This is a genomic window from Duganella sp. BJB476 (genome assembly GCF_003416895.1).
In the GTDB taxonomy this organism is placed as follows: domain Bacteria; phylum Pseudomonadota; class Gammaproteobacteria; order Burkholderiales; family Burkholderiaceae_D; genus Rugamonas.
This window is the reverse complement of sequence record NZ_QVIO01000007.1, coordinates 226,590-247,213: the sequence shown is the minus strand read 5'-3', so window position 1 is coordinate 247,213 and position 20,624 is coordinate 226,590. Positions and strand designations below refer to the sequence as shown.

General features: G+C 64.4%; 20 protein-coding genes. 15 read left to right on the top strand and 5 right to left on the bottom strand.

Going from position 1 to position 20,624, the window contains the following annotated elements; genetic code table 11:
• Nucleotides 1-19 precede the first annotated feature (19 nt).
• From D0T21_RS25200 to D0T21_RS25155, 10 genes are all read left to right on the top strand, one after another.
• On the top strand, nucleotides 20-688 hold the full coding sequence (locus tag D0T21_RS25200) for a YbhB/YbcL family Raf kinase inhibitor-like protein (protein WP_116992315.1): 669 nt from the start codon (nucleotides 20-22) through the stop codon (nucleotides 686-688).
• Nucleotides 685-1,335, top strand: a complete 651-nt coding sequence (locus tag D0T21_RS25195; protein WP_116992316.1) for a histidine phosphatase family protein — start codon at nucleotides 685-687, stop codon at nucleotides 1,333-1,335. The genes D0T21_RS25200 and D0T21_RS25195 overlap by 4 nt, the downstream gene beginning before the upstream one ends.
• Nucleotides 1,336-1,481: 146 nt before the next feature.
• Complete coding sequence (gene dusB, locus D0T21_RS25190; protein WP_116992317.1) at nucleotides 1,482-2,498, top strand: tRNA dihydrouridine synthase DusB; 1,017 nt, start codon at nucleotides 1,482-1,484, stop codon at nucleotides 2,496-2,498.
• Between the two features lie 106 nt (nucleotides 2,499-2,604).
• Entirely contained in the window at nucleotides 2,605-2,838 is a 234-nt protein-coding gene (locus D0T21_RS25185) for a helix-turn-helix domain-containing protein (protein ID WP_008445162.1), read from the top strand.
• Between the two features lie 108 nt (nucleotides 2,839-2,946).
• Entirely contained in the window at nucleotides 2,947-4,533 is a 1,587-nt protein-coding gene (gene purH, locus D0T21_RS25180; protein ID WP_116992318.1) for a bifunctional phosphoribosylaminoimidazolecarboxamide formyltransferase/IMP cyclohydrolase, read from the top strand.
• A gap of 91 nt (nucleotides 4,534-4,624) precedes the next feature.
• Entirely contained in the window at nucleotides 4,625-5,185 is a 561-nt protein-coding gene (gene ruvC, locus D0T21_RS25175) for a crossover junction endodeoxyribonuclease RuvC (RefSeq protein ID WP_116992319.1), read from the top strand.
• A gap of 27 nt (nucleotides 5,186-5,212) precedes the next feature.
• A complete protein-coding gene (gene ruvA, locus D0T21_RS25170) occupies nucleotides 5,213-5,791 on the top strand; it encodes a Holliday junction branch migration protein RuvA (RefSeq protein ID WP_116992320.1) in 579 nt (192 codons plus the stop codon).
• A 68-nt stretch (nucleotides 5,792-5,859) separates the two neighbouring features.
• A complete protein-coding gene (locus D0T21_RS25165; RefSeq protein WP_116992321.1) occupies nucleotides 5,860-6,441 on the top strand; it encodes a hypothetical protein in 582 nt (193 codons plus the stop codon).
• A gap of 181 nt (nucleotides 6,442-6,622) precedes the next feature.
• A complete protein-coding gene (gene ruvB, locus D0T21_RS25160) occupies nucleotides 6,623-7,678 on the top strand; it encodes a Holliday junction branch migration DNA helicase RuvB (RefSeq protein WP_116992322.1) in 1,056 nt (351 codons plus the stop codon).
• Complete coding sequence (locus tag D0T21_RS25155; protein ID WP_116992323.1) at nucleotides 7,678-8,142, top strand: YaiI/YqxD family protein; 465 nt, start codon at nucleotides 7,678-7,680, stop codon at nucleotides 8,140-8,142. Before ruvB ends, D0T21_RS25155 begins: the two co-directional genes overlap by 1 nt.
• Before the next feature lie 81 nt (nucleotides 8,143-8,223).
• Here the strand turns inward: D0T21_RS25155 and D0T21_RS25150 are convergent, their stop codons facing one another.
• Nucleotides 8,224-9,372, bottom strand: coding sequence for an OmpA family protein (locus D0T21_RS25150; protein ID WP_116992324.1), 1,149 nt, complete (start codon nucleotides 9,370-9,372; stop codon nucleotides 8,224-8,226).
• 25 nt (nucleotides 9,373-9,397) lie between these two features.
• Nucleotides 9,398-11,170 carry an Ig-like domain-containing protein gene (locus tag D0T21_RS25145; protein WP_229211633.1) on the bottom strand — a complete coding sequence of 591 codons (1,773 nt, stop codon included), beginning with the start codon at nucleotides 11,168-11,170 and terminating at the stop codon, nucleotides 9,398-9,400.
• Nucleotides 11,171-11,425: 255 nt separating this feature from the next.
• On the opposite strand from D0T21_RS25145, the gene D0T21_RS25140 reads away from it, so the two are divergent.
• Nucleotides 11,426-12,256, top strand: coding sequence for a spondin domain-containing protein (locus tag D0T21_RS25140; protein WP_116992325.1), 831 nt, complete (start codon nucleotides 11,426-11,428; stop codon nucleotides 12,254-12,256).
• Between the two features lie 45 nt (nucleotides 12,257-12,301).
• Here D0T21_RS25140 and D0T21_RS25135 read toward each other — a convergent pair whose 3' ends face one another.
• Nucleotides 12,302-12,751 (bottom strand): DUF2147 domain-containing protein, encoded by a 450-nt coding sequence (locus tag D0T21_RS25135; RefSeq protein ID WP_199538565.1) that lies wholly within the window; start codon nucleotides 12,749-12,751, stop codon nucleotides 12,302-12,304.
• A gap of 108 nt (nucleotides 12,752-12,859) precedes the next feature.
• Between D0T21_RS25135 and D0T21_RS25130 the strand changes: the two genes are divergently transcribed.
• Genes D0T21_RS25130 through D0T21_RS25120 form a run of 3 tightly spaced genes read left to right on the top strand, consistent with a single transcriptional unit; the run spans nucleotide 12,860 to nucleotide 15,444 of the window.
• Complete coding sequence (locus D0T21_RS25130; RefSeq protein WP_116992326.1) at nucleotides 12,860-13,486, top strand: transcriptional regulator; 627 nt, start codon at nucleotides 12,860-12,862, stop codon at nucleotides 13,484-13,486.
• Entirely contained in the window at nucleotides 13,476-14,450 is a 975-nt protein-coding gene (locus D0T21_RS25125; RefSeq protein ID WP_116992327.1) for an ornithine cyclodeaminase family protein, read from the top strand. The genes D0T21_RS25130 and D0T21_RS25125 overlap by 11 nt, the downstream gene beginning before the upstream one ends.
• Nucleotides 14,451-14,475: 25 nt before the next feature.
• Entirely contained in the window at nucleotides 14,476-15,444 is a 969-nt protein-coding gene (locus D0T21_RS25120) for a threo-3-hydroxy-L-aspartate ammonia-lyase (RefSeq protein WP_116992328.1), read from the top strand.
• Here D0T21_RS25120 and D0T21_RS25115 read toward each other — a convergent pair whose 3' ends face one another.
• Complete coding sequence (locus D0T21_RS25115) at nucleotides 15,445-17,049, bottom strand: NAD(P)/FAD-dependent oxidoreductase (RefSeq protein WP_116992329.1); 1,605 nt, start codon at nucleotides 17,047-17,049, stop codon at nucleotides 15,445-15,447. It abuts the gene before it with no gap.
• A 123-nt stretch (nucleotides 17,050-17,172) separates the two neighbouring features.
• On the opposite strand from D0T21_RS25115, the gene D0T21_RS25110 reads away from it, so the two are divergent.
• Entirely contained in the window at nucleotides 17,173-17,598 is a 426-nt protein-coding gene (locus D0T21_RS25110) for an Lrp/AsnC family transcriptional regulator (protein ID WP_116992330.1), read from the top strand.
• 57 nt (nucleotides 17,599-17,655) lie between these two features.
• Here D0T21_RS25110 and D0T21_RS25105 read toward each other — a convergent pair whose 3' ends face one another.
• Nucleotides 17,656-20,451: a valine--tRNA ligase gene (locus D0T21_RS25105; protein WP_116992331.1), complete on the bottom strand. Its 2,796-nt coding sequence runs from the start codon at nucleotides 20,449-20,451 to the stop codon at nucleotides 17,656-17,658.
• Between the last annotated feature and the right edge of the window lie 173 nt (nucleotides 20,452-20,624).

Below are 20,624 nucleotides of genomic sequence, written 5' to 3'. Positions count from 1 at the left end.
AGGCGGTTGGGAGACGAGCATGAAACTTTCGAGCGACAGCTTTCGCGATGGCGGCGTCATTCCTGCTGACTACGCCTTTGGCAAGCTGGACGCGGACGGGCAAGTTGTCCTGTCCGCCAACCGCAATCCGCATCTGGCATGGCGCGACGTGCCGGCCGGCACCGAGTCGCTGGCGCTGCTGTGCATCGACGGCGACGCGCCGCAGGACGCCAGCAACGTCAACCGCGCCGGCTGCTCGCTGCCGGACAGCCAGCCGCGCGGCGATTTCTTCCACTGGAGCCTGGTCGACATCCCGGTCAGCCTGCAAGCGATCGCGGAAGGCGCGCTGGCGCGCGGCGTGACCGCGCACGGCAAGCCCGGCCCGGACGTGGCTCTGGACGGCCTGACGCTGCGCCAGGGCGTGAACGACTACAGCGGCTGGTTTTCGGCCGACCCGGCCATGGCCGGCGACTATTACGGGTATGATGGCCCCTGTCCGCCGTTTAACGATGAGCGCGTGCACCACTATATTTTCCGACTCTATGCGCTGGATACCCCGCGCCTGGAACTGGAAGGGCGCTTCAGCTGCGCCGACCTGCTCAACGCCCTGCACGGCCACATCATCGACGAAGCCCAATTGATCGGCACCTACACCCTGAACCCGGCCCTGGCCGCCCAGGCGCGCCGGTCCAGAAAAAAGATTGCATGAAGAACACCACTATTTTGCTGATCCGCCACGGCGAGACTTCCTGGAACGCCGTGCGCCGCCTGCAAGGCCATACCGATATTCCGTTGAATGAGGAGGGCGCCCGCCAGGCCGGCGCGCTGGCGCAGGCGCTGGCCGCCGAGCAGGTGGATGTGCTGGTCTCCAGCGACCTGCAACGCGCGATGCAGACGGCGCAAGCCGTGGCCGACCAGTACGACGGCCTGGAGGTGCAAACCGACGACCAACTGCGCGAGCGCTGCTACGGTGTGTTCGAGGGCATGCTGTACGCCGAGATCGAGCAGCAATACCCGGCCGAGTACGCGCTGTGGCAGGCGCGCGATATCGACGCCGTGATGCCGCCCGGTGTACGGGAAGCGGAAAGCTTCCGCCAGTTCTACCAGCGTTCGACCGACGGCATCGCCGAGTGGGCGCAGCGCCACCCCGGCCGCACCATCGCCATCGTCGCCCACGGCGGCGTGCTGGAGTGCGCCTACCGCGAGGCGGTCGGCATGTCGCTCGACAGCCCGCGCGACTTCCAGGTCAAGAACGCCAGCATCAACCGTTTCACTTGGGCCGACGGTAAGTTGGCACTCACCAGCTGGGGCGAAGTCGATCACCTGAGCCTGGCCGCGATGGACGATATTATCTGACGACCGTGCTTATAGTTTATGCATGGAAATGTTCGCTCATAACGGCAAGGCTGCACATTTGCCGAATACATAAAAAATAGTGCTTATTATTTGAGCACCCCTTCGGTTAAAATAGAGGGTTCCTTCTTCCCGTTCAGGTATCGCCAGTGCAAATCGGCCCTCATTTACTGCGCAACAACGTTTTCGTCGCCCCCATGGCCGGCGTCACCGATCGCCCCTTCCGCCAGCTGTGCAAACAGCTCGGAGCAGGCTATGCGGTGTCCGAAATGGCGGCCTCGAATCCGCGCTTGTGGGCGACCGAAAAAAGCTCGCGCCGTACCGACCACACCGGCGAGATGGAGCCGAAAGCGGTGCAGATCGCCGGCGCCGATCCCAAGGACCTGGCCGATTGCGCCCGCTTCAACGTCGAGCGCGGCGCCCAGATCATCGACATCAACATGGGTTGCCCGGTCAAGAAGGTCTGCAACGCCTGGTGCGGTTCGGCCCTGTTGCAGGACGAGCTGCTGGTCAAGCAAATCCTCGACGCCGTGGTCGGCGCGGTCGACGTGCCCGTCACGCTGAAATTCCGCACCGGCTGGAACCGCTCCAATAAAAACGCGCTGAACATCGCGCGCATCGCCGAGGACGCCGGCATCGCCATGCTGACCCTGCACGGCCGCACCCGCGCCGACGGCTACACCGGCGACGCCGAGTACGACACCATCGCGGCGGTCAAGCGCTCGGTTGCCATTCCGGTGGTGGCCAATGGCGACATCACCACGCCGGAGAAGGCCAGGTTCGTGCTCGACTACACCGGCGCCGACGCCGTCATGGTCGGCCGCGCCGCCCAGGGCCGTCCGTGGATTTTCCGCGAGATCGACCATTACCTGCGCACCGGCACCCATCTGCCGGCGCCGTATGTGGACGAAGTGCGCGCGCTGATGGATGAGCACCTGCGCGCCCACTACGCCTTCTACGGCGACTACCTGGGCGTGCGCACCGCGCGCAAACACATAGGCTGGTATGTGCGCGACCTGCAAGGCGGCGAGGAATTCCGCCAGAAAATGAACCTGCTGGAGTCCACCGAAGAACAACTGATTGCCGTCGATCAATTTTTCGAATCCCAGTGGAGTTACGGCGAGCGGTTACAATACCGCCTCCCCGAGGAATTGGAAGCAGCGTAAGACGGCGTAGAGAGCCTAAAAAAGTCGGATCAGAAGGGTAGGCGCCAGGGTCACAAGCCCCGCAGCGATTTACCAGCGTCAACAGATTAAAAGCGAACGATATAAAATGAGCAAAGAAAGCATCCAGGAAGTAGTCCAGAAGAGCCTTGAAGATTACTTCAACGACCTGGGCGAGCAGCAGGCATCGAATATCTACGACATGGTCGTGCTGACCGTGGAAAAACCGATCCTGGAAGTGGTCATGACGCGCGCCGACGGCAACCAGTCGCATGCCGCGCAGATGCTGGGCATCAACCGCAACACCTTGCGCAAAAAACTGCAAGAACACGGCCTGCTGTAACAGCGCGCGTTTTTCCGGCATGAGTGGCTGGGGACGGCCGCTGTTGCCGCACCCGCAATACCGAATACGTCATCCTCTTCATATTCAACCACTAGCCCCTCTCAAGCCATGATTAAACAAGCTCTCATCTCCGTCTCCGACAAAACCGGTGTGCTGGACTTCGCTCGCGCGCTGTCCGCCATGGGCGTCAACATCCTGTCGACCGGCGGCACCGCCAAACTGCTGGCCGACAACGGCGTGGCCGTGACCGAAGTGGCCGACTACACCGGCTTCCCGGAGATGCTCGATGGCCGCGTCAAGACGCTGCACCCGAAAGTGCACGGCGGCATCCTGGCCCGTCGCGATTTCCCTGAGCACATGGCCAAGCTGGCTGAGCACGACATCCCGACCATCGACATGGTGGTGGTCAACCTGTACCCGTTCCAGGCCACCGTGGCCAAGGACAGCTGCACGCTGGAAGACGCGATCGAGAACATCGACATCGGCGGCCCGGCCATGCTGCGTTCCTCCGCCAAGAACCACAAGGACGTGGTCGTCATCTGCGACCCGGCCGACTACGGCGTGGTGCTGGCGGAAATGAAGGCCAGCGACAACGCTCCCGGCTACGTTAGCTACGACACCCGCTTCACGCTGGCCACCAAGGTCTACGCGCACACCGCGCAGTACGACGGCGCCATCGCCAACTACCTGACCAGCCTGGACGCCAGCCGCGCCCACGCCAGCCGAAACACCTATCCGAAGACGCTGAACGTGGCGTTTGAAAAAGTGCAGGACATGCGCTACGGCGAAAACCCGCACCAGTCGGCCGCGTTCTATCGCGACGTCACCTCGACCGAAGGCGCGCTGGCCAACTATCGCCAGCTGCAAGGCAAGGAACTGTCGTTCAACAACATCGCCGATGCGGACGCCGCATGGGAATGCGTGAAGAGCATGGGCAGCTTCGACCAGAGCGCCGCTTGCGTGATCGTCAAGCACGCCAATCCGTGCGGCGTGGCGCTGGGCGCCAATGCTGTCGACGCGTACAAGCGCGCGCTGCAGACCGATCCTACGTCGGCGTTCGGCGGCATCATCGCCTTCAACGTCGAAGTGGACGCCGCTGCCGCGACCGAACTGGCCAAGCTGTTCGTCGAAGTGCTGATCGCGCCGACCTTCACCGCTGAAGCCAAGCAGATCCTGTCGGCCAAGCAGAACGTGCGCCTGCTGGAAATCCCGCTGGGTAACGGCGTCAACGCCATGGACTTCAAGCGCGTCGGTGGTGGTTTGCTGGTGCAGTCGGCCGACTCCAAGAACGTGCTGATCGGCGACCTGAAAGTGGTCAGCAAGCTGCAGCCTACCCAGCAACAGCTGCAGGACATGATGTTCGCCTGGCGCGTGGCCAAGTACGTCAAGTCCAACGCCATCGTCTTCTGCGGTAACAACATGACCTTGGGCGTGGGCGCCGGCCAGATGAGCCGTATCGACTCGGCCCGCATCGCCTCGATCAAGGCGCAGAACGCCGGCCTGTCGCTGACCGGTTCGGTTGTGGCGTCGGACGCGTTCTTCCCGTTCCGCGACGGCCTGGACGTGGTGGTTGATGCAGGCGCGACCTGCGTGATCCATCCGGGTGGCTCGATGCGCGACCAGGAAGTGATCGACGCGGCCGACGAGCGTGGCGTCGTCATGCTGTACACCGGCACCCGTCACTTCCGCCATTAAGACCTAAGTAGCTTGTACAGTGCGGCGGATCTGTGGATCCGCCGCACTGTTTTTATATACAGCATTCAATGTTCCCGGTTACAATCTGGGAATGATTATTCTCGGCATCGACCCCGGCTTGCGCACGACCGGCTTTGGCGTCATCCACAAGCAGGGCGCCAAGCTGCGCTACATCGCTTCCGGCACCATCAAGAGTGGCGAGGGGGACCTGCCCACCCGTCTCAAGGTGATCCTGGACGGCGTGGCCGAGGTGGCCCGCACCTACCAACCCGACTACGCCGCCATCGAGCAGGTGTTCGTCAACGTCAATCCGCAATCGACTTTACTGCTGGGCCAGGCGCGCGGCGCGGCCATCTGCGCGCTGGTGTCGGCCGATTTGAGCGTGGCCGAGTATTCGCCCACGCAGGTCAAGCAGGCGGTGGTCGGCACCGGGCGCGCGGTCAAGGCGCAGGTGCAGGACATGGTGGCGCGGCTGCTGTCGCTGCCTGGCCTGCCCGGCACCGATGCCGCCGATGCGCTGGGCGTCGCCATCTGCCACGCCCACAGCCGCGAAACGCTGACCCTGATCGACGGCGCCGGCCAGGGCACGACCACGGCCGCGCGCGGCCCGCTGGCCGGCCTGCGCATGAAAAACGGCCGCCTGGTCGGCTAAACCCTCCTCTTTAAAGGCAATCACACGATGATCGGTCGTCTCTCCGGTATTCTGCTTGAAAAAAATCCGCCGCAACTGCTGGTTGACTGCGGCGGCGTCGGCTACGAAGTCGATGTGCCGATGAGCACCTTCTACAACCTGCCCGGCGTCGGCGAGAAAGTGGTGCTGTTCACGCACCAGGCGATCCGCGAGGATGCGCACCTGCTGTTCGGCTTCGGCAACGCCGAGGAGCGGGCGGTGTTCCGCCAGTTGATCAAGATCACCGGCGTCGGCGCCCGCACCGCGCTGTCCATCCTGTCCGGCATGTCGATCGCCGACCTGGCGCAGGCGGTGACCTTGCAGGAGTCGGGCCGCCTGATCAAGGTGCCCGGCATTGGCAAGAAGACCGCCGAGCGCTTGCTGCTGGAACTGAAGGGCAAGCTGGGCGCGGACCTGGGCGCCGGCGGCGCGCACGCCGTGCCGGACTCGCAGTCCGACATCCTGAACGCGCTGCTGGCGCTGGGCTACTCCGACAAGGAAGCCTTGCTGGCATTGAAGACCGTTCCCGCCGGCAGCGGCGTTTCGGACGGCATCAAGCAGGCATTGAAGGCGCTGTCCAAAGGCTGACACGCCTCAATCGAATCGCAGGCGCCTCCGCCTAAGCTCGACCATCGAGCCAAGCGGAGCCGCCGATCATGCGCCAAGCAACACGCTTTCCCTGGAACCATTTCCCACCCGTTTACATTCACGCGTCGGAGAATTTCGTCAAGACGCATCATGCTTATCCAGCAGCCACGGCAGGAGATACATGGGCGGCGATGGAGTTGGTTGCCGATGCGATTTCTTTTCAAGTGCTGGAGCAGCTTTGGAAGCGTTTTGATGCGCAAGCCCCTGTATTGGTGAGTGTGCGTACGACGGAGGCGTCTGGTGTCAACGTCATGCCTGATGCGATGGCGAGGACTATCTCTGCTCTTCTGAGGTGGCCTTGGGAGCGTAGAATAGTTCAGGCAAATAAGCTGAAACGCGCTGGTGCAAGCGGATACGAACGGCTGCAACGCCAAGTGATTTTCAGTGGGCGAGTTTTAATTGGACTAAACTATTTGCTGGTAGATGACTTCCTCTCAGAGCTACGGAGGCAGCATGGACACATCGAATATTGGTGGCGGCAGCGGTTCGGCTTCGGATTCGAATCCCTTACCGCGTCAGAAGCCCGATTTCTCAGCCGAGCTCGCACGGCTGAAAGGATCATTGAGGGCTTGGAAGCAGTTGATGGATGAAGGCAAGGTAGAATCACTAGTGGTGAAAATAGACTCCCCGCCGGAATTAGAGTGCCTTCCTTACCGTATGCTGACTGAGCGGGAACTGCGCCTACTCCGGATAAGCAAAAGACAGATACATAATTACATCACCCGCATACTGCAAACACCACCGAAACTTGATTAGGCAACCAGCAACTGCATGAGCATCCAGACCGACAGCTTCACCGAACAACGCATCATCGACGCGGCGCCATCGTCGCCGAATGAGGAAGCGATCGAGCGCGCTTTGCGCCCCAAGCATCTCGATGAATACGTCGGCCAGTCCAAGATCCGCGACCAGCTGGAAATCTTCATCGCCGCCGCCCGCAACCGCAAGGAGGCGTTGGACCACACGCTGCTGTTCGGCCCGCCCGGCCTGGGCAAGACCACGTTGGCCAACATCATTGCCCGCGAGATGGGCGTCAACCTGCGCCAGACTTCCGGCCCGGTGCTGGAGCGCCCGGGCGACCTGGCCGCCATCCTGACCAACCTGGAAGCCAACGACGTCCTGTTCATCGACGAAATCCACCGCCTGTCGCCGGTGGTCGAAGAGATCCTGTACCCGGCGCTGGAAGACTACCAGATCGACATCATGATCGGCGAAGGCCCGGCCGCGCGCTCCGTCAAGCTGGACCTGCAACCGTTCACGCTGGTCGGCGCCACCACCCGCGCCGGCATGCTGACCAACCCGCTACGCGACCGCTTCGGCATCGTCGCCCGCCTGGAGTTCTACAACACCGAGGAACTGACCAAGATCGTCACCCGCAGCGCCGCGCTGTTGAAGGCAAACATCGCGCCCGACGGCGCGGTCGAGATCGCCCGCCGCGCGCGCGGCACGCCGCGTATCGCCAACCGCCTGCTGCGCCGCGTGCGCGACTACGCCGAAGTCAAGAGCAATGGCGACATCACCAAGGCCACCGCCGATGCCGCGCTGGTCATGCTCGACGTCGACACCGTCGGCTTCGACGTCATGGACCGCAAGCTGCTCGAAGCGGTGCTGTACAAGTTTGGCGGCGGCCCGGTCGGCATCGGCAACCTGGCGGCGGCCATCGGCGAAGCGGCCGATACCATCGAAGACGTGCTGGAACCCTACCTGATCCAGCAAGGCTTTTTGCAACGCACACCGCGCGGCCGTGTCGCCACGCCGGCCGCCTACAAGCACTTCGGCGTCACGCCGCCGCGCACCAACCCCAACGGCGAATTGTGGGACCTGTGATGCAGATCTGGGTCGACGCCGACGCCTGCCCGGCGGTCATCAAGGACATCCTCTACCGCGTGGCCGACCGCGTGCCGCTGCAGGTTACGCTGGTGGCCAATCAATTGCTGCGGGTGCCGCCGTCGCGCCACATCCGCTCGGTGCAAGTGCCGTCCGGCGCCGACGTGGCCGACCAGGAAATCGTGCGCCTGCTGGCGCCGGGCGACCTGGTCGTCACCGGCGACATCCCGCTGGCGTCGGACGTGCTGAAGAAGGGCGGCTACGCGCTCAACCCGCGCGGCGAGTTCTACACCAATGACAACATCGCGCAGATGCTGACCATGCGCGCCTTCATGGACGAGCTGCGCGGCAGCGGCGTCGACACCGGCGGTCCGGCCGCGTTCAACCAGGGCGACCGGCAGAACTTCGCCAACAGCCTGGACCGCCACATCAGCAAGATCCAGCGCGAGTCGCGCGGAACCTGATTATTTGGGAATGAGCGAGGGGACGCCCCCTGCTATCCACGCTCTGCCGCAGCGTGGATAGTAGAGGCGTCCCGTCCTGGCTTACTTCGCGACGGTACGGGTACCGACCACTTCGACCGTCACGCGGCGGTTCTTGGCGCGGCCTTCGGCCGTGCGGTTGTCGGCCAGCGGCTGGGTCTCGCCCTTGCCCTCGGTGTAGATGCGCGAGGCGTCCACGCCCTTGCTCACCAGATAGGCCTTGACCGCTTCGGCGCGGCGCAGCGACAGCTTCTGGTTGTAATCGCTCGCGCCCACCGAGTCGGTATGGCCGACGGTGACCATCACCTCGGTGTTCATGCCTTGCAGCTGCACCAGTAGCTGGTCCAGCGCGGCCTTGCCGTCCGGCTTGACGGCCGACTTGTCGAAGTCAAACAGCGCTTCCGCGGCGAACGAGACTTTCTCCGACGTCGGCTGCGGTGCTTTCGGCGGCGGAGGCGGCGGCAGCGGCGTTACCGCAGGCGGTGGCGGCGCCGGTTCGGCGGCCGGCGGCGGCACATAGACCGGCGCGCTGTGCGCCGGCCGGCCCAGCTTGTAGACCAGGCTGACCGACAGCAGGTCGACATTGCCGCGATTGCCGACGGCGTCGTTGAGGCGGTAGCGCTCCACTTCGCCGCGCAGTGCCAGGGCTTCGCTCAGCTTGTATTCCAGGCCCAGGCCGGCCTTGGGGTTGAACTTGTGTTCGCTCTGATCGGGACCGGTGACCGCCGCCAGGCGGTTGCCGCTGAAATGCGTGCTGGTCTTGGCGTAGTTCGCGCCCACCCGGCCCAGCAGCGACAGCCGCTCGGTCAGTGGCAGTTGTGCCAGCAAGTCCAGGTTGGCGCCGCGGAAGCCGGCCTCGCCGTTGAGCGTGCCGTTGCCGGAAGTGGTGGCGTTGAAGCCGAATTTACCCAGGTCGAAGTAACCCAGCTCCAGTGCCAGGTAGCGGTTCAGCTGCTTGCCGACAAACAGCTTGTAACCGGTGTCGCGCTCGTCCGTGTTGAAGGCGGTGACGCTGGCGCCGTTCGCTTGCAGGCTGCTGGTCAAACGCTGCTGGTCGATGTTGGCGCGCGAGCGGCCGACGCCGGCGCCCAGGTACCAGGCGCTGTTGGCCCAGTCCGGGTTGACGAAGGGTTCTTCCGCTTGCGCTACCTGCATGGCAAGCATGGCGCACGCTAGCGCGCTCAGTGTTCCGATTTTTTTAGCGATGGTCATGATGAGGTTCCTGAGAGGTGAGCGTTTATTTGGCGATCTGGTTGTTGCGTAGCGTGACGGCGGCGGCGGTCAGCACGCGGCCATTGAGCAGTGTGGTGTTGTCGCCCACCGTGATCGCGGCCGACTGGCCGAGAATGGTGCCTTTGAAGACGCTGTTGGCGCCCAGCGTGGTCGGGCCGACCGGCAGCCAGCTCACATTGCCGGCGGTGGCGCCGTTGCTCAGGGCGACGATCGAATTGGCGGTCGAGTTGAGCGTCAGCGCGGTGCGGAAGATGTACACGCCGGGACCGCTGAGCGTCACGGTGCCGGTGATGTTGATGGCGCCCGCGTAGCAGTAGACGCCAGGAGCGAAGGTCTGGCCGCCGAGGTCGATGTCGCCGGCAAAGCTGACGTCGCAAGTGCGGCCGTTGGCGTTGCTGATGGCGGTTTGCAGATCGGCCAGGGCGCCGGCCAGGATGGCGCCGGATTTGTAGTTGGTGAAACCGGCCACCAGCGTCGGATCGGTGGTTTGCGACGGCGAGCCGACGTCACCGGTGATCAGCGTGGTGCCGCCGGCGTTGTTGGTCAGCGAGGTGCCGGCCAGGACGGCGAAGCTGGCGGCGCCGCCCAGCGGGACCGGCTGGGCAACCGGTGGCAGTACGATGACGGATGCAACCGTCAGCGTCGCGCTGGCCGATTTTGCGCCGATGGTGGCGGTGATGGTGGCGCTGCCGGCGGTAACGCCGGTGGCGACGCCATTGGCGGCCACGGTGGCGATCAACGGGCTGTTCGAGCTCCAGGCTGCGCTGTTGGTGACCAACGCGGTGCTGCTATCCGAGTAGGTGGCGGTGGCGACGAATTGCTGCTGGCCGCCGATCAAGACGCTGGCGGTCAGTGGCGTGACGGCGATGCTGGTCAGCGTTACGGCAGGCACGGTCACGGTGGTGGTCGCGCTCTTGCCGTTGGTGCTGGCGGTGATGACCGAACTGCCCGATGCGGCGCCGGTAACCAGGCCGCCGCTGCTGATGGTAGCGCTGGCTGGCGTGGCCGAGGTGAAGGTCGCGCCGACGGTCAGGTCCTGGGTGGAGGAGTCCGAATAGGTGCCGATGACGGCCAGCTGGCGCGTGGCGGCAATCTGCACGGTCGGCGCTTGCGGCGTGACGGCGATGCTGGTCAAGGTCAGGCCGGGCACGGTGACGGTGGTTGCCGCGCTCTTGCCGGCGTTGGTGGCGGTGACGACCGAGGTGCCGAGGGCGGCGCCGGTGACCAGGCCGCCGCTGCTGACGGTGGCGCTGGCAGGCGTTGCCGACACGAAGGTCGAACTGCCGGTCAGGTCTTTGGTGGTGGCGTCGGAATAGGTGCCGAGCACGGTCAGTTGGCGGCTGGCGGCAATCTGCACGGTCGGATTTTGCGGCGTGACGGCGATCGACAGCAGCACGGCCGGCGTGACGGTCAGCGTGGCCGAAGCGGTTTTGCCGTTGAAGGCGGCACTGATGACTGAACTGCCGACGCCGGCGCTGGTGGCCAGGCCGGTGGCGGCGGCAACGCTGGCGACGGCCGGCGTGGCGGAGCTCCAGGCGGCGGTCACGGCTTGGGTGGAGCCGTCGCTATAGGTCGCGCTGGCGCTGAACTGCTGGGTCGTCCCCAGCGCGATGCTCGGCGCCTGCGGCGTCACCGCCAGCGACACCAGCGTGGCGGCCGGCAGGCCGAGGATGGGATCGCGTCCCTGGTCACCGCCGCCGCAGCCTGCCAGCAGGGCGGCGGCAAGCAGGCCGACGGAATAAAACAATGTCTTGGTGGATCGTTGCAGGGATTTCATGATGTTTCCTTTGTGCTGAAACAGTGGACCAGCTAGCAGCCTTCGCTGAATGCGAAAAGCAAGTGGTCCACGATGTCATGCCCGGCCGGGCCGGTATGTGCGCTGGCGCTCTTAGTCGAGTTCGCTGCGGCGTCCTTACAACGGATACAAAAAATATAAAAATGAAATGTTTGTAAGGGCTGAGTGATGTCATGTGACCAACATGAGCCGCGCATAGTCGCGGCGTTCCGTTCACATAACCAAGGAAGATCTCAGATGAAACCTTACACTCTTGCCAAGGCCGTGCTGGCCGCCAGCGTCGGCCTGTCCGCCTGCGCCGCCCAGGCGGCAGACGTCACGTTCACCTTCACCAATACCGGGCCGGTGGGCGGTGTGGGCGTCGCGCCGCTGTGGCTGGGCCTGCATAACGGCAGCTTCGACAGCTTCGATGTGGGCAGTGCGGCGTCGGTGGCGATCGAGCGCGCCGCCGAGGACGGCAATGCCGGCGTGCTGACTTCCAACTTCGCCAGCCAGGTCACCGGCGGCCGCCAGACCACGCTGCCGAACGGTCCGCGCTTCCCCGGCGCCACCAGCACCTACACGCTGCACAACGTCGACCTGAACGGCGCCAACCGCTACCTGAGCTACGCCGCGATGGTCGTGCTCAGCAACGATTTCTTTATTGGGAATGACAACGCCAAGGCGATCGACCTGTCGTCGCTGGCGGGCGGCGGCCAGCTGTCGCTGGCGCTGGGCGGCGCCGGCCATGTGTACGACGCCGGCACCGAGCAGAACAACTTCGGCTACTCGGTGGCCAATGCCGCGTTCGGCATCGGCGGCGGCCAGAAGGGGCCGAACCAGGGGATAGACGAGCATGGCGTGGTGCACGTGGTCACCGGCAATCCCTATCAGGGCTTTGTCGACAACAACAACTTCGTGCCGGCCAATTTCGACTGGACGCCGCTGAACTTCAATAACCAGCAGGCCTTTGGCCGGCTGGATATCTCGGTGGCGGCGGTGCCGGAGCCGGAAACCTATGCGATGCTGTTCGCCGGCCTCGGCTTGATGGGCGTGGTCGCCCGCCGCCAGAAAAAGACCGGCGCCTAAGGCAAGCCAGCGCCGGGAATGCTATGCGCGGTGATTGCTGCGCGTTTATTCCTGGCGCACCCACACCTGCGAGCGGCCCAGCATCGGCACGCCGATGTAGCCGCGCACGCTCAGTTTCTTGCCGCTGTCGGTCAGGTGCATTTTGCTGCGGTAGACCTTGCCGTTGTCCGGGTCGAGGATCTCGCCGCCGTTGTATTCGTCGCCGTCTTTTTTCAGGCCGGTCATGATCACCAGGCCGATGACCGGTTGATCCTTGCGTGCGCCTTCGCATTTTTCGCACTTCGGATTCTGGTCTTCGTTCGGTGCGCGGAACAGTTGTTCGATCTTGCCCTGCAGCGCGCCGTTGCTTTCGGTGATGCGGATCAGCGCCTTGGGCTTGCCGCTGACGTCGTCGATATTTTTCCACAGGCCGATGGGCGAAGCGTCGTCGGCGAAGGCCGGGGCGATGGACAGGAGGGCCGCAACCGCCAGGCCGATGAATTTCAAAGTACGCATGTGAGTCTCCAGGTGAATTTTTGTCTGAAGAGTGTAGCAAGAAAATGACCGATCGTACTATTTCCGTGGTTTTTACACAAATAATCTAAAACAAGATAATATGTGTAAATGAAAAAAACACCCGAACAGCATAATCTGCTCGAACAGATGCGCCAGGTCGCCGACGGCCTGGGCAAGACCCTGGCGCCGTTCTGCGAAGTGGTGCTGCACGATCTGACCGATCCCGAACACGCGATCCTGGCGATCCACAACAACCTGTCCGGCCGCGCCATCGGCGCGCCGGCCACGGAGCTGGGACTGGCGCGCGCCGCCGATCCCGACGTCGCCCAGGTGATCGCCAACTATCCGAACACCTTCGCCGATGGCCGCCGCGCCAAGAGCACCTCGATCGGCATCAAGGACAGCCAGGGCCAGTACGTCGCCGCGCTGTGCATGAACGTCGACCTGACGGTGTTCCGCAGCCTGAACACCTTGCTGACGCAGTTCAGCGCGGTCGACAACGATTCCGCCGTGCGCGAGACGCTGGAGCCGGCCGGCGCCGACGCCATCCGCGCCCGCATCGACCAATTCGCCGCGCGCCTGGCCACCACGCCGCGCGCGCTGAAAGCCGACGAGCGCAAGGCGCTGATGCGCGAGCTCAAGGAATCCGGCCTGGGCGATGTGCGGCGCGCCATGGATATCGTCGCCAATTACCTGAACGTCTCACGCGCCACGGTGTACAACGATGCCAGATAACGCCCAGCTGTTGTTATTGGACCGCGACCAGGCCGCCGCGCTGTTGCAGCCCGACGAGGTACTGGCCGCCGTGCGCGAGTCCTTCCGGCTGCACGCCAGCGGCGACGGCCGCATCTTCCCGCTGGTGCGCGAGGCGCTGCCTGCCGGCGTGTTCGGCATCAAGTCCGGCGGCGTGATGACGCAGGACCTGCTGGGCATGAAGGCGGCCGGCTTCTGGCCCGGCAACCGCCAGCACGGCGCCGACGGCCACCAGGCCACGATCATGCTGTTCGACCCGGCCAGCGGACGGCCGCAATGCCTGATCGACGGCAACGCCGTCACCACCACCCGCACCGCCGCCGCCGGCGCCCTGGGCCTGCTGGCGCTGGCGCGGCCGGACAGCGCGACGCTGTGCGTGTTCGGCACCGGTGTGCAGGGCACGGCGCATGTCGATTACGCGCTGCGCGTGCTGCCCGGCCTGCAACGCGTGCGCTACCTGACTTCCGACGGCCGCCGCGATCCGCAATTTGAAGCGCGCTTCGCGCAGCGCTGCGACATCGCGCCCGGCGCCAGCGCCGACGCGGCGGTGGCGGCGAGCGACATCGTCATCACCGCCACCACCGGGCGCGGCGCGCTGTTCTCGGCGCAGGCCGTGCGCCCCGGCACCCATTTGAACTGCGTCGGCAGCGACACGCGCGGCAAGCGCGAACTGCCGGAAGGCATGCTGGCGCTGGCCCACACCTGGGTCGACGATATGGCGCAAGCGCTCAGCATCGGCGAGCTGCAATGGGCGCCGCAAACCCCGGTGCAGGAATTCGGCGCGCTGCTGGCGGCCGACGCGCCCGCGCGCCACGGCATCGCGGCGGACGCCATCACCATCTTCGACATGACGGGCATCGCCCTGCAAGACCTTTCGGTGGCGCGCATGCTGCAACGGCGCGCTTTGGCAACTGGCACGGGCAGCAGCATCGCCTGGCCCTGGTAAGACTAGAAAAAATACGAGGAACATAATGAGCGAACTGAAACTCCCAACTTACGCCGACGTGCTCGCCGCCTCGGAACGCATCGCCGGCCACGCCCACCATACGCCGGTGGCCACCTCGCGCACCGCCAATGAAGAGCTGGGCGCCGAGGTGTTCTTCAAATGCGAGAACATGCAGCGCATGGGCGCGTTCAAATTCCGCGGCGGCTACAACGCGCTGGCGCGCTTCACGCCCGAGCAGCGCCGCGCCGGCGTGGTGGCGTTCTCGTCGGGGAATCATGCGCAGGCGATCGCGCTGGCGGCCAAACTGCTGGGCATTCCGGCCACCATCGTCATGCCGCTTGACGCGCCGGCCTCGAAGGTCGCCGCCACGCGCGGCTATGGCGCGCAAGTGGTGAGCTACGACCGCTACACCGAAGACCGCGAACAGATCGGCCGCGACCTGGCGCACAAGCACGGCCTGACCCTGATCCCGCCTTACGACCACCCGGACGTGATCGCCGGGCAGGGCACGGCGGCCAAGGAATTGCTGGAGACGGTGGGGCATCTGGACGCGCTGTTCGTCTGCCTGGGCGGTGGCGGTTTGCTGAGTGGCTCGGCGCTGGCCTCGCGCGCGATTTCGCCGTCGACCAAAATCTACGGCGTCGAGCCGGAAGCGGGCAACGATGGCCAGCAGTCGTTCCGCAGCGGCAGCATCGTGCATATCGAAACGCCCAAGACCATCGCCGACGGCGCGCAGACCCAGCACCTGGGCAACCTGACTTTCCCCATCATCAAGCGCGATGTGGACGATATCCTGACCGTCAGCGACGAGCAGCTGCGCCACGAAATGCGTTTCATCGCGGCGCGCATGAAGATGGTGGTGGAGCCGACCGGCTGCCTGGGCTTCGCGGCCGCGCGGGCGATGAAGGACCAGCTGCAAGGCCAGCGGGTCGGCGTGATCATCAGCGGCGGCAACGTCGACATCGACCGTTACGCCGCCTTGCTGGCGCAGTGATCAGGCATATTTTTTCTGCTTGAAGTCGCGCAGTATCTCGTGCGCCGCGTTGTGTCCCGGGGCGCCGGTCACGCCGCCGCCGGGGTGGGTGCCCGCGCCGCAGGTGTACAGGCCGGCGATCGGGCCGCGGTAGTCGGCGTGGCCCAGCATCGGCCGCGCCGAGAACAGCTGGTCCAGCCCCAGCGCGCCGTGGAAGATATCGCCGCCGACCAGGCCGAAGGTGCGCTCCAGGTCGAGTGGACTCATGATCTGTCGGCCCAACACGGACTGCTTGAAATTGGGCGCGTAGTTGTTGACGGTTTCGATCATCAAGTCGGCCACGGTGTCGCGGTGCTCATCCCAGCTGGCGCCGTCGGGCAGCTGCGGCGCAACGTGCTGGCAGAACAGGCTGGCGGCATGCTGGCCGGGCGGCGCCAAGGTCGGGTCCAGCGTGGAGGGAATCAACACTTCGACTATCGGCTTGCGCGCCCAGCCCAGCGCGCGGGCGTCGTGGTAGGCCCGCTCCATGTAGTCGAGGGTGGGGGCGATGATGATGCCGCTGCCATGATGCTCCGCCATCGTCTTGCCGGGCAGGCAGCTGAAGTCCGGCAGCTCCGACAGCGCCACGTTCATGCGGAAGGTGCCGGAGCCGCAGCGCCAGCCTTCCATGCGGCGCAGGAAGTCGGCGGGCAGGGCGGCCGGATCGACCAGCGACGTGTACAGCAGGCGCGGATTCAGATTGGACACCACCACCCGCGCATCGAGCCGCTCGCCTTGCGCGGTGACGACGCCTACTGCACGACCCTTTTCCAGCAACACTTCCCTTACGCCGCAGCCGGTGCGGATCTCGACCCCGCGCGCCTCGGCCGCCCTGGCCATCGCCTGCGTGATGGCGCCCATGCCGCCGATGGCGTGGCCCCACGCGCCTTTCTTGCCGTTCACCTCACCGAACACATGGTGCAGCAGCACATAGGCGGAACCTGGCGTGTACGGGCTGGCGTAGTTGCCGACGATGCTGTCGAAGCCGAAGGCGGCCTTGATCGGCGCGCTCTCGAACCAGCCGTCCAGATAGTCGCCGGCCGATTTGGTGAACAGGTCGAGCAGCTCGCGCTGGGTGGCCAGCGGAAGCTTGCGCATGCGATTGCCCAGGCCGCCGGCCTTGATCAGTTCGGGCAGGGCGCTGAGCCAGTTGCCCTGGACCAGGTTGGGCGGCGTTTGCAGCACCGTGTCGCGCAGCAGTTCGGCGGCGACTTCCAGATGTTCGCCATAGGCTTGCAGGCGGCCGGCGTCGCGCTGGGAGAATTTTGCTACTTCCTCGGCGGTCTTGCCGGGGCCGATTTTCAGATAGCGGCCGTCGTCCAGCGGCAGGAAATTCGACAGCGGGCGTTCTACGATCTTCAACCCATGCTTGACCAGCTCCAGATCGCGGATCACCTTGGGATTGAGCAGCGACACCGTGTATGCAGCCACGGAATTGCTGAAGCCCGGATGGAATTCCTCGGTCACCGCCGCACCGCCAACCACGGTGCGCTGTTCCAGCACCGTCACCTTCAGGCCCGCCTTGGCCAGATAGTGGGCACACACCAGGCCGTTGTGGCCGCCGCCAATAATGATCACGTCACGCATCGATACTCTCCTCGAATTCAGTAGCATCATTGTGCGTACCGTTTCGGCAAATTGCATTGCACAAGCCGACGAATTGCTGGAATATACTGAGCAAAATGACGAATATCTCGGCAAAAGGAAAAAATGGACGATATCGATCAGCAACTGCTTGCCCTGCTGCGCGAAAACGCGCGCGCCACCACGAGCGATCTGGCGCGCAAGCTCGGCCTGTCGCGCACGACGGTGCAAAGCCGGATTGACCGCCTGGAGCGTTCCGGCGTCGTGATCGGCTACACGGTGCGCACCAGCGCGGACTATCGCGCCGGACTGGTGCGGGCGCTGGTGATGATCACGGCCACGCCTAAACTGACGCCCGGCATCGAAAGCGCCTTGCGCAAGTTCGCCCATGTGCGCACGCTGCATTCGGTGAACGGGATATACGATTTCATCGCCGGCGTGGAAGCCGGCTCGGTGGAGGAACTGGACGGCGTGGTCGACCGCATCGGCGCGCTCGACGGCGTGGAGCGCACCGCGACCTCGATCCTGATGACGACCCGCATCGACCGCTAGCGAAAAAAAAAGCCGCGCGGCTTGCACCGGGCGGCTTTTGTCAGACAGCTGAACTTATCAGGCGGCTGGCAGCTTGGCGAACTGCTCGCGCATCTTGTCCAGCGTGGCCGAGAAGTTGGCGACGCGTTCCTTTTCCTGCGCCACCACCTCGGCCGGCGCGCGGGCGACGAAGCTTTCGTTCGACAGCTTGCCGTTGGCCTTGTTGATCTCGCCTTCAACGCGGGCGATCTCTTTTGCCAGGCGCTCGCGCTCGGCCTTGACATCGATCTCCACCTTCAGCATCAGCTTGGTCGTGCCGACGATGGACACGGCGGCCGGCGATTCCGGCAGCGCGTCGACGATCTGCACTTCGGCCAGCTTGCCCAGCGACTGGATGTACGGTGCGAACACTTCCATCGCCGCCTTGTCGGCCGCATTGGTCGGCTCGACGATCAGCGGCACGCGCAGCGACGGCGCCAGCTGCATTTCGCCGCGCAGGTTGCGGGTCGCATCGGTCAGCGCCTTCAGCTGCTGCATCCAGGCCTCGGCCGACTCATCGATGGCGGCGGTGTTGGCGATCGGGTACGGTTGCACCATGATCGAATCGCCAGTCTTGCCGGCCAGCGGTGCAACGGCCTGCCACAGCGCTTCGGTGACGAACGGGATGACCGGATGCGCCAGGCGCAGCACCACTTCCAGCACGCGCAGCAGCGTGTGACGGGTGGCGCGTTGCTGGCCTTCGGTGCCGCTCTGTACCTGGACCTTGGCTACTTCCAGATACCAGTCGCAGTACTCGTCCCAGACGAACTTGTAGATGGTCGAGGCGATGTTGTCGAAGCGGTAGTCTTCGAAGCCCTTGGCCACGTCCAGCTCGGCTTTTTGCAGCAGCGAGATGATCCACTTGTCGGCGTTCGACAGGTCGGCGACGCTGGCGCTGCAATCCTTGTCTTCGGTGTTCATCAGCACGAAGCGGGTGGCGTTCCACAGCTTGTTGCAGAAGTTGCGATAGCCTTCGGCGCGGCCCAGGTCGAAGTTGATGTTGCGGCCCAGCGAGGCGTAGGACGCCATCGTGAAGCGCACCGCGTCGGTGCCGTAGGCGGCGATACCTTCCGGGAACTCCTTGCGGGTGGCCTTGGCGATCTTCTCGGCCGCTTTCGGGTTCATCAGGCCGGTGGTGCGTTTTTCCACCAGCGCATCGATGCCGATGCCGTCGATCAAGTCGATCGGATCCAGCGTGTTGCCCTTGGACTTGGACATCTTCTGGCCGGTCGAGTCGCGCACCAGGCCGTGCACGTACACGGTCTCGAACGGTACCTTGCCGGTGAAGTGCGCGGTCATCATGACCATGCGCGCCACCCAGAAGAAGATGATGTCGAAGCCGGTCACCAGCACCGACGACGGCAGGAAGGCCTTGATATCAGGCGTTTCTTCCGGCCAGCCCAGCGTGGAGAACGGCACCAGCGCGGACGAGAACCACGTGTCGAGCACGTCGTTGTCGCGGCGCAGCGGGCCGGTGCTGCCCTTGGCGGCCGCTTGCGCGATCGCTTCGGCTTCGGTCTTGGCGACGAAGATGTTGCCGGCGTCGTCGTACCATGCCGGGATCTGGTGGCCCCACCACAGCTGGCGCGAGATGCACCAGTCCTGGATGTTGTTGAGCCACTGGTTGTAGGTGGTGCTCCAGTTTTCCGGCACGAACTTGATCTCGCCATTGGCGACCTTGTCCAGCGCGGTTTCGGCGATCGATTTGCCCGGGAAGAAAGTGCCTTCCGGCGCCGGCTTGCTCATGGCGACGAACCACTGGTCGGTCAGCATCGGTTCGATGATGACGCCGGTACGGTCGCCGCGCGGCACCATCAGTTTGTGCGGCTTGACTTGTTCCAGCAGGCCTTGCGCGTCCAGATCGGCGACGATCTGCTTGCGCGCCACGAAACGGTCCATGCCGCGATATGCTTCCGGCGCTTCGTCGTTGATCTTCGCTTCCAGCGTCATGATGGTCAGCATCGGCAGCTTGTGGCGCTGGCCCACGGCGTAGTCGTTCAGGTCGTGCGCAGGGGTGATCTTGACGCAGCCGGTGCCGAATTCCTTGTCGACGTATTCGTCGGCGATGATCGGGATTTCGCGGTCGGTCAGCGGCAGCTTCAGCATCTTGCCGACCAGCGGCAGGTAGCGCTCGTCGGTCGGGTCCACCGCCACGGCGACGTCGCCCAGCATGGTCTCAGGACGGGTGGTGGCGACGGTCAGCGTGCCGCTGCCATCGGCCAGCGGGTACTTGATGTACCACATCGAGCCGTCTTCCTCTTCCGACACCACTTCCAGGTCGGAGACGGCGGTGCCCAGCACCGGATCCCAGTTGACCAGGCGCTTGCCGCGGTAGATCAGGCCCTGCTCGTGCAGGCGCACGAAGACGTCGGTGACGACTTTCGAGCGCGGCTCGTCCATCGTGAAGTATTCGCGCTGCCAGTCCGGCGACGTGCCCAGGCGGCGCATCTGGCCGGTGATGGTGGAGCCGGATTTCTCTTTCCACTCCCACACTTTCTTGACGAACTCTTCGCGGCCGAGGTCGTGGCGCGAGATTTTCTGCGCGTCCAGCTGGCGCTCCACCACGATCTGGGTGGCGATGCCGGCGTGGTCGGTGCCCGGGATCCAGGCGGTGTTGTGGCCCAGCATGCGATGGTAGCGGGTCAGGCCGTCCATGATGGTCTGGTTGAAGGCATGGCCCATGTGCAGGGTGCCGGTGACGTTCGGCGGCGGCAGCTGGATGCTGAAAGAAGGTTTGCCGGCGTCGAGGGTGGCGGTGTAGTAACCGCGCTGTTCCCACTCGGTACGCCAGAATTGTTCAATGTCGGCAGGCTCGAAAGACTTGGCTAATTCCATGATTTGGCAGATTAAATTTGGGAAAACAGCCATTATAGATGACGCGGCAAGCCACGAGCACATTAGCGGCTTGTTAAACTCTGGACATTTCCCGCCCGGATGTCGAATTCCGCAAGTTTTTTGACTCGCCCCCTCGAACAGCATACCGTTGCCTGTCCTAATAATGTTTTTTT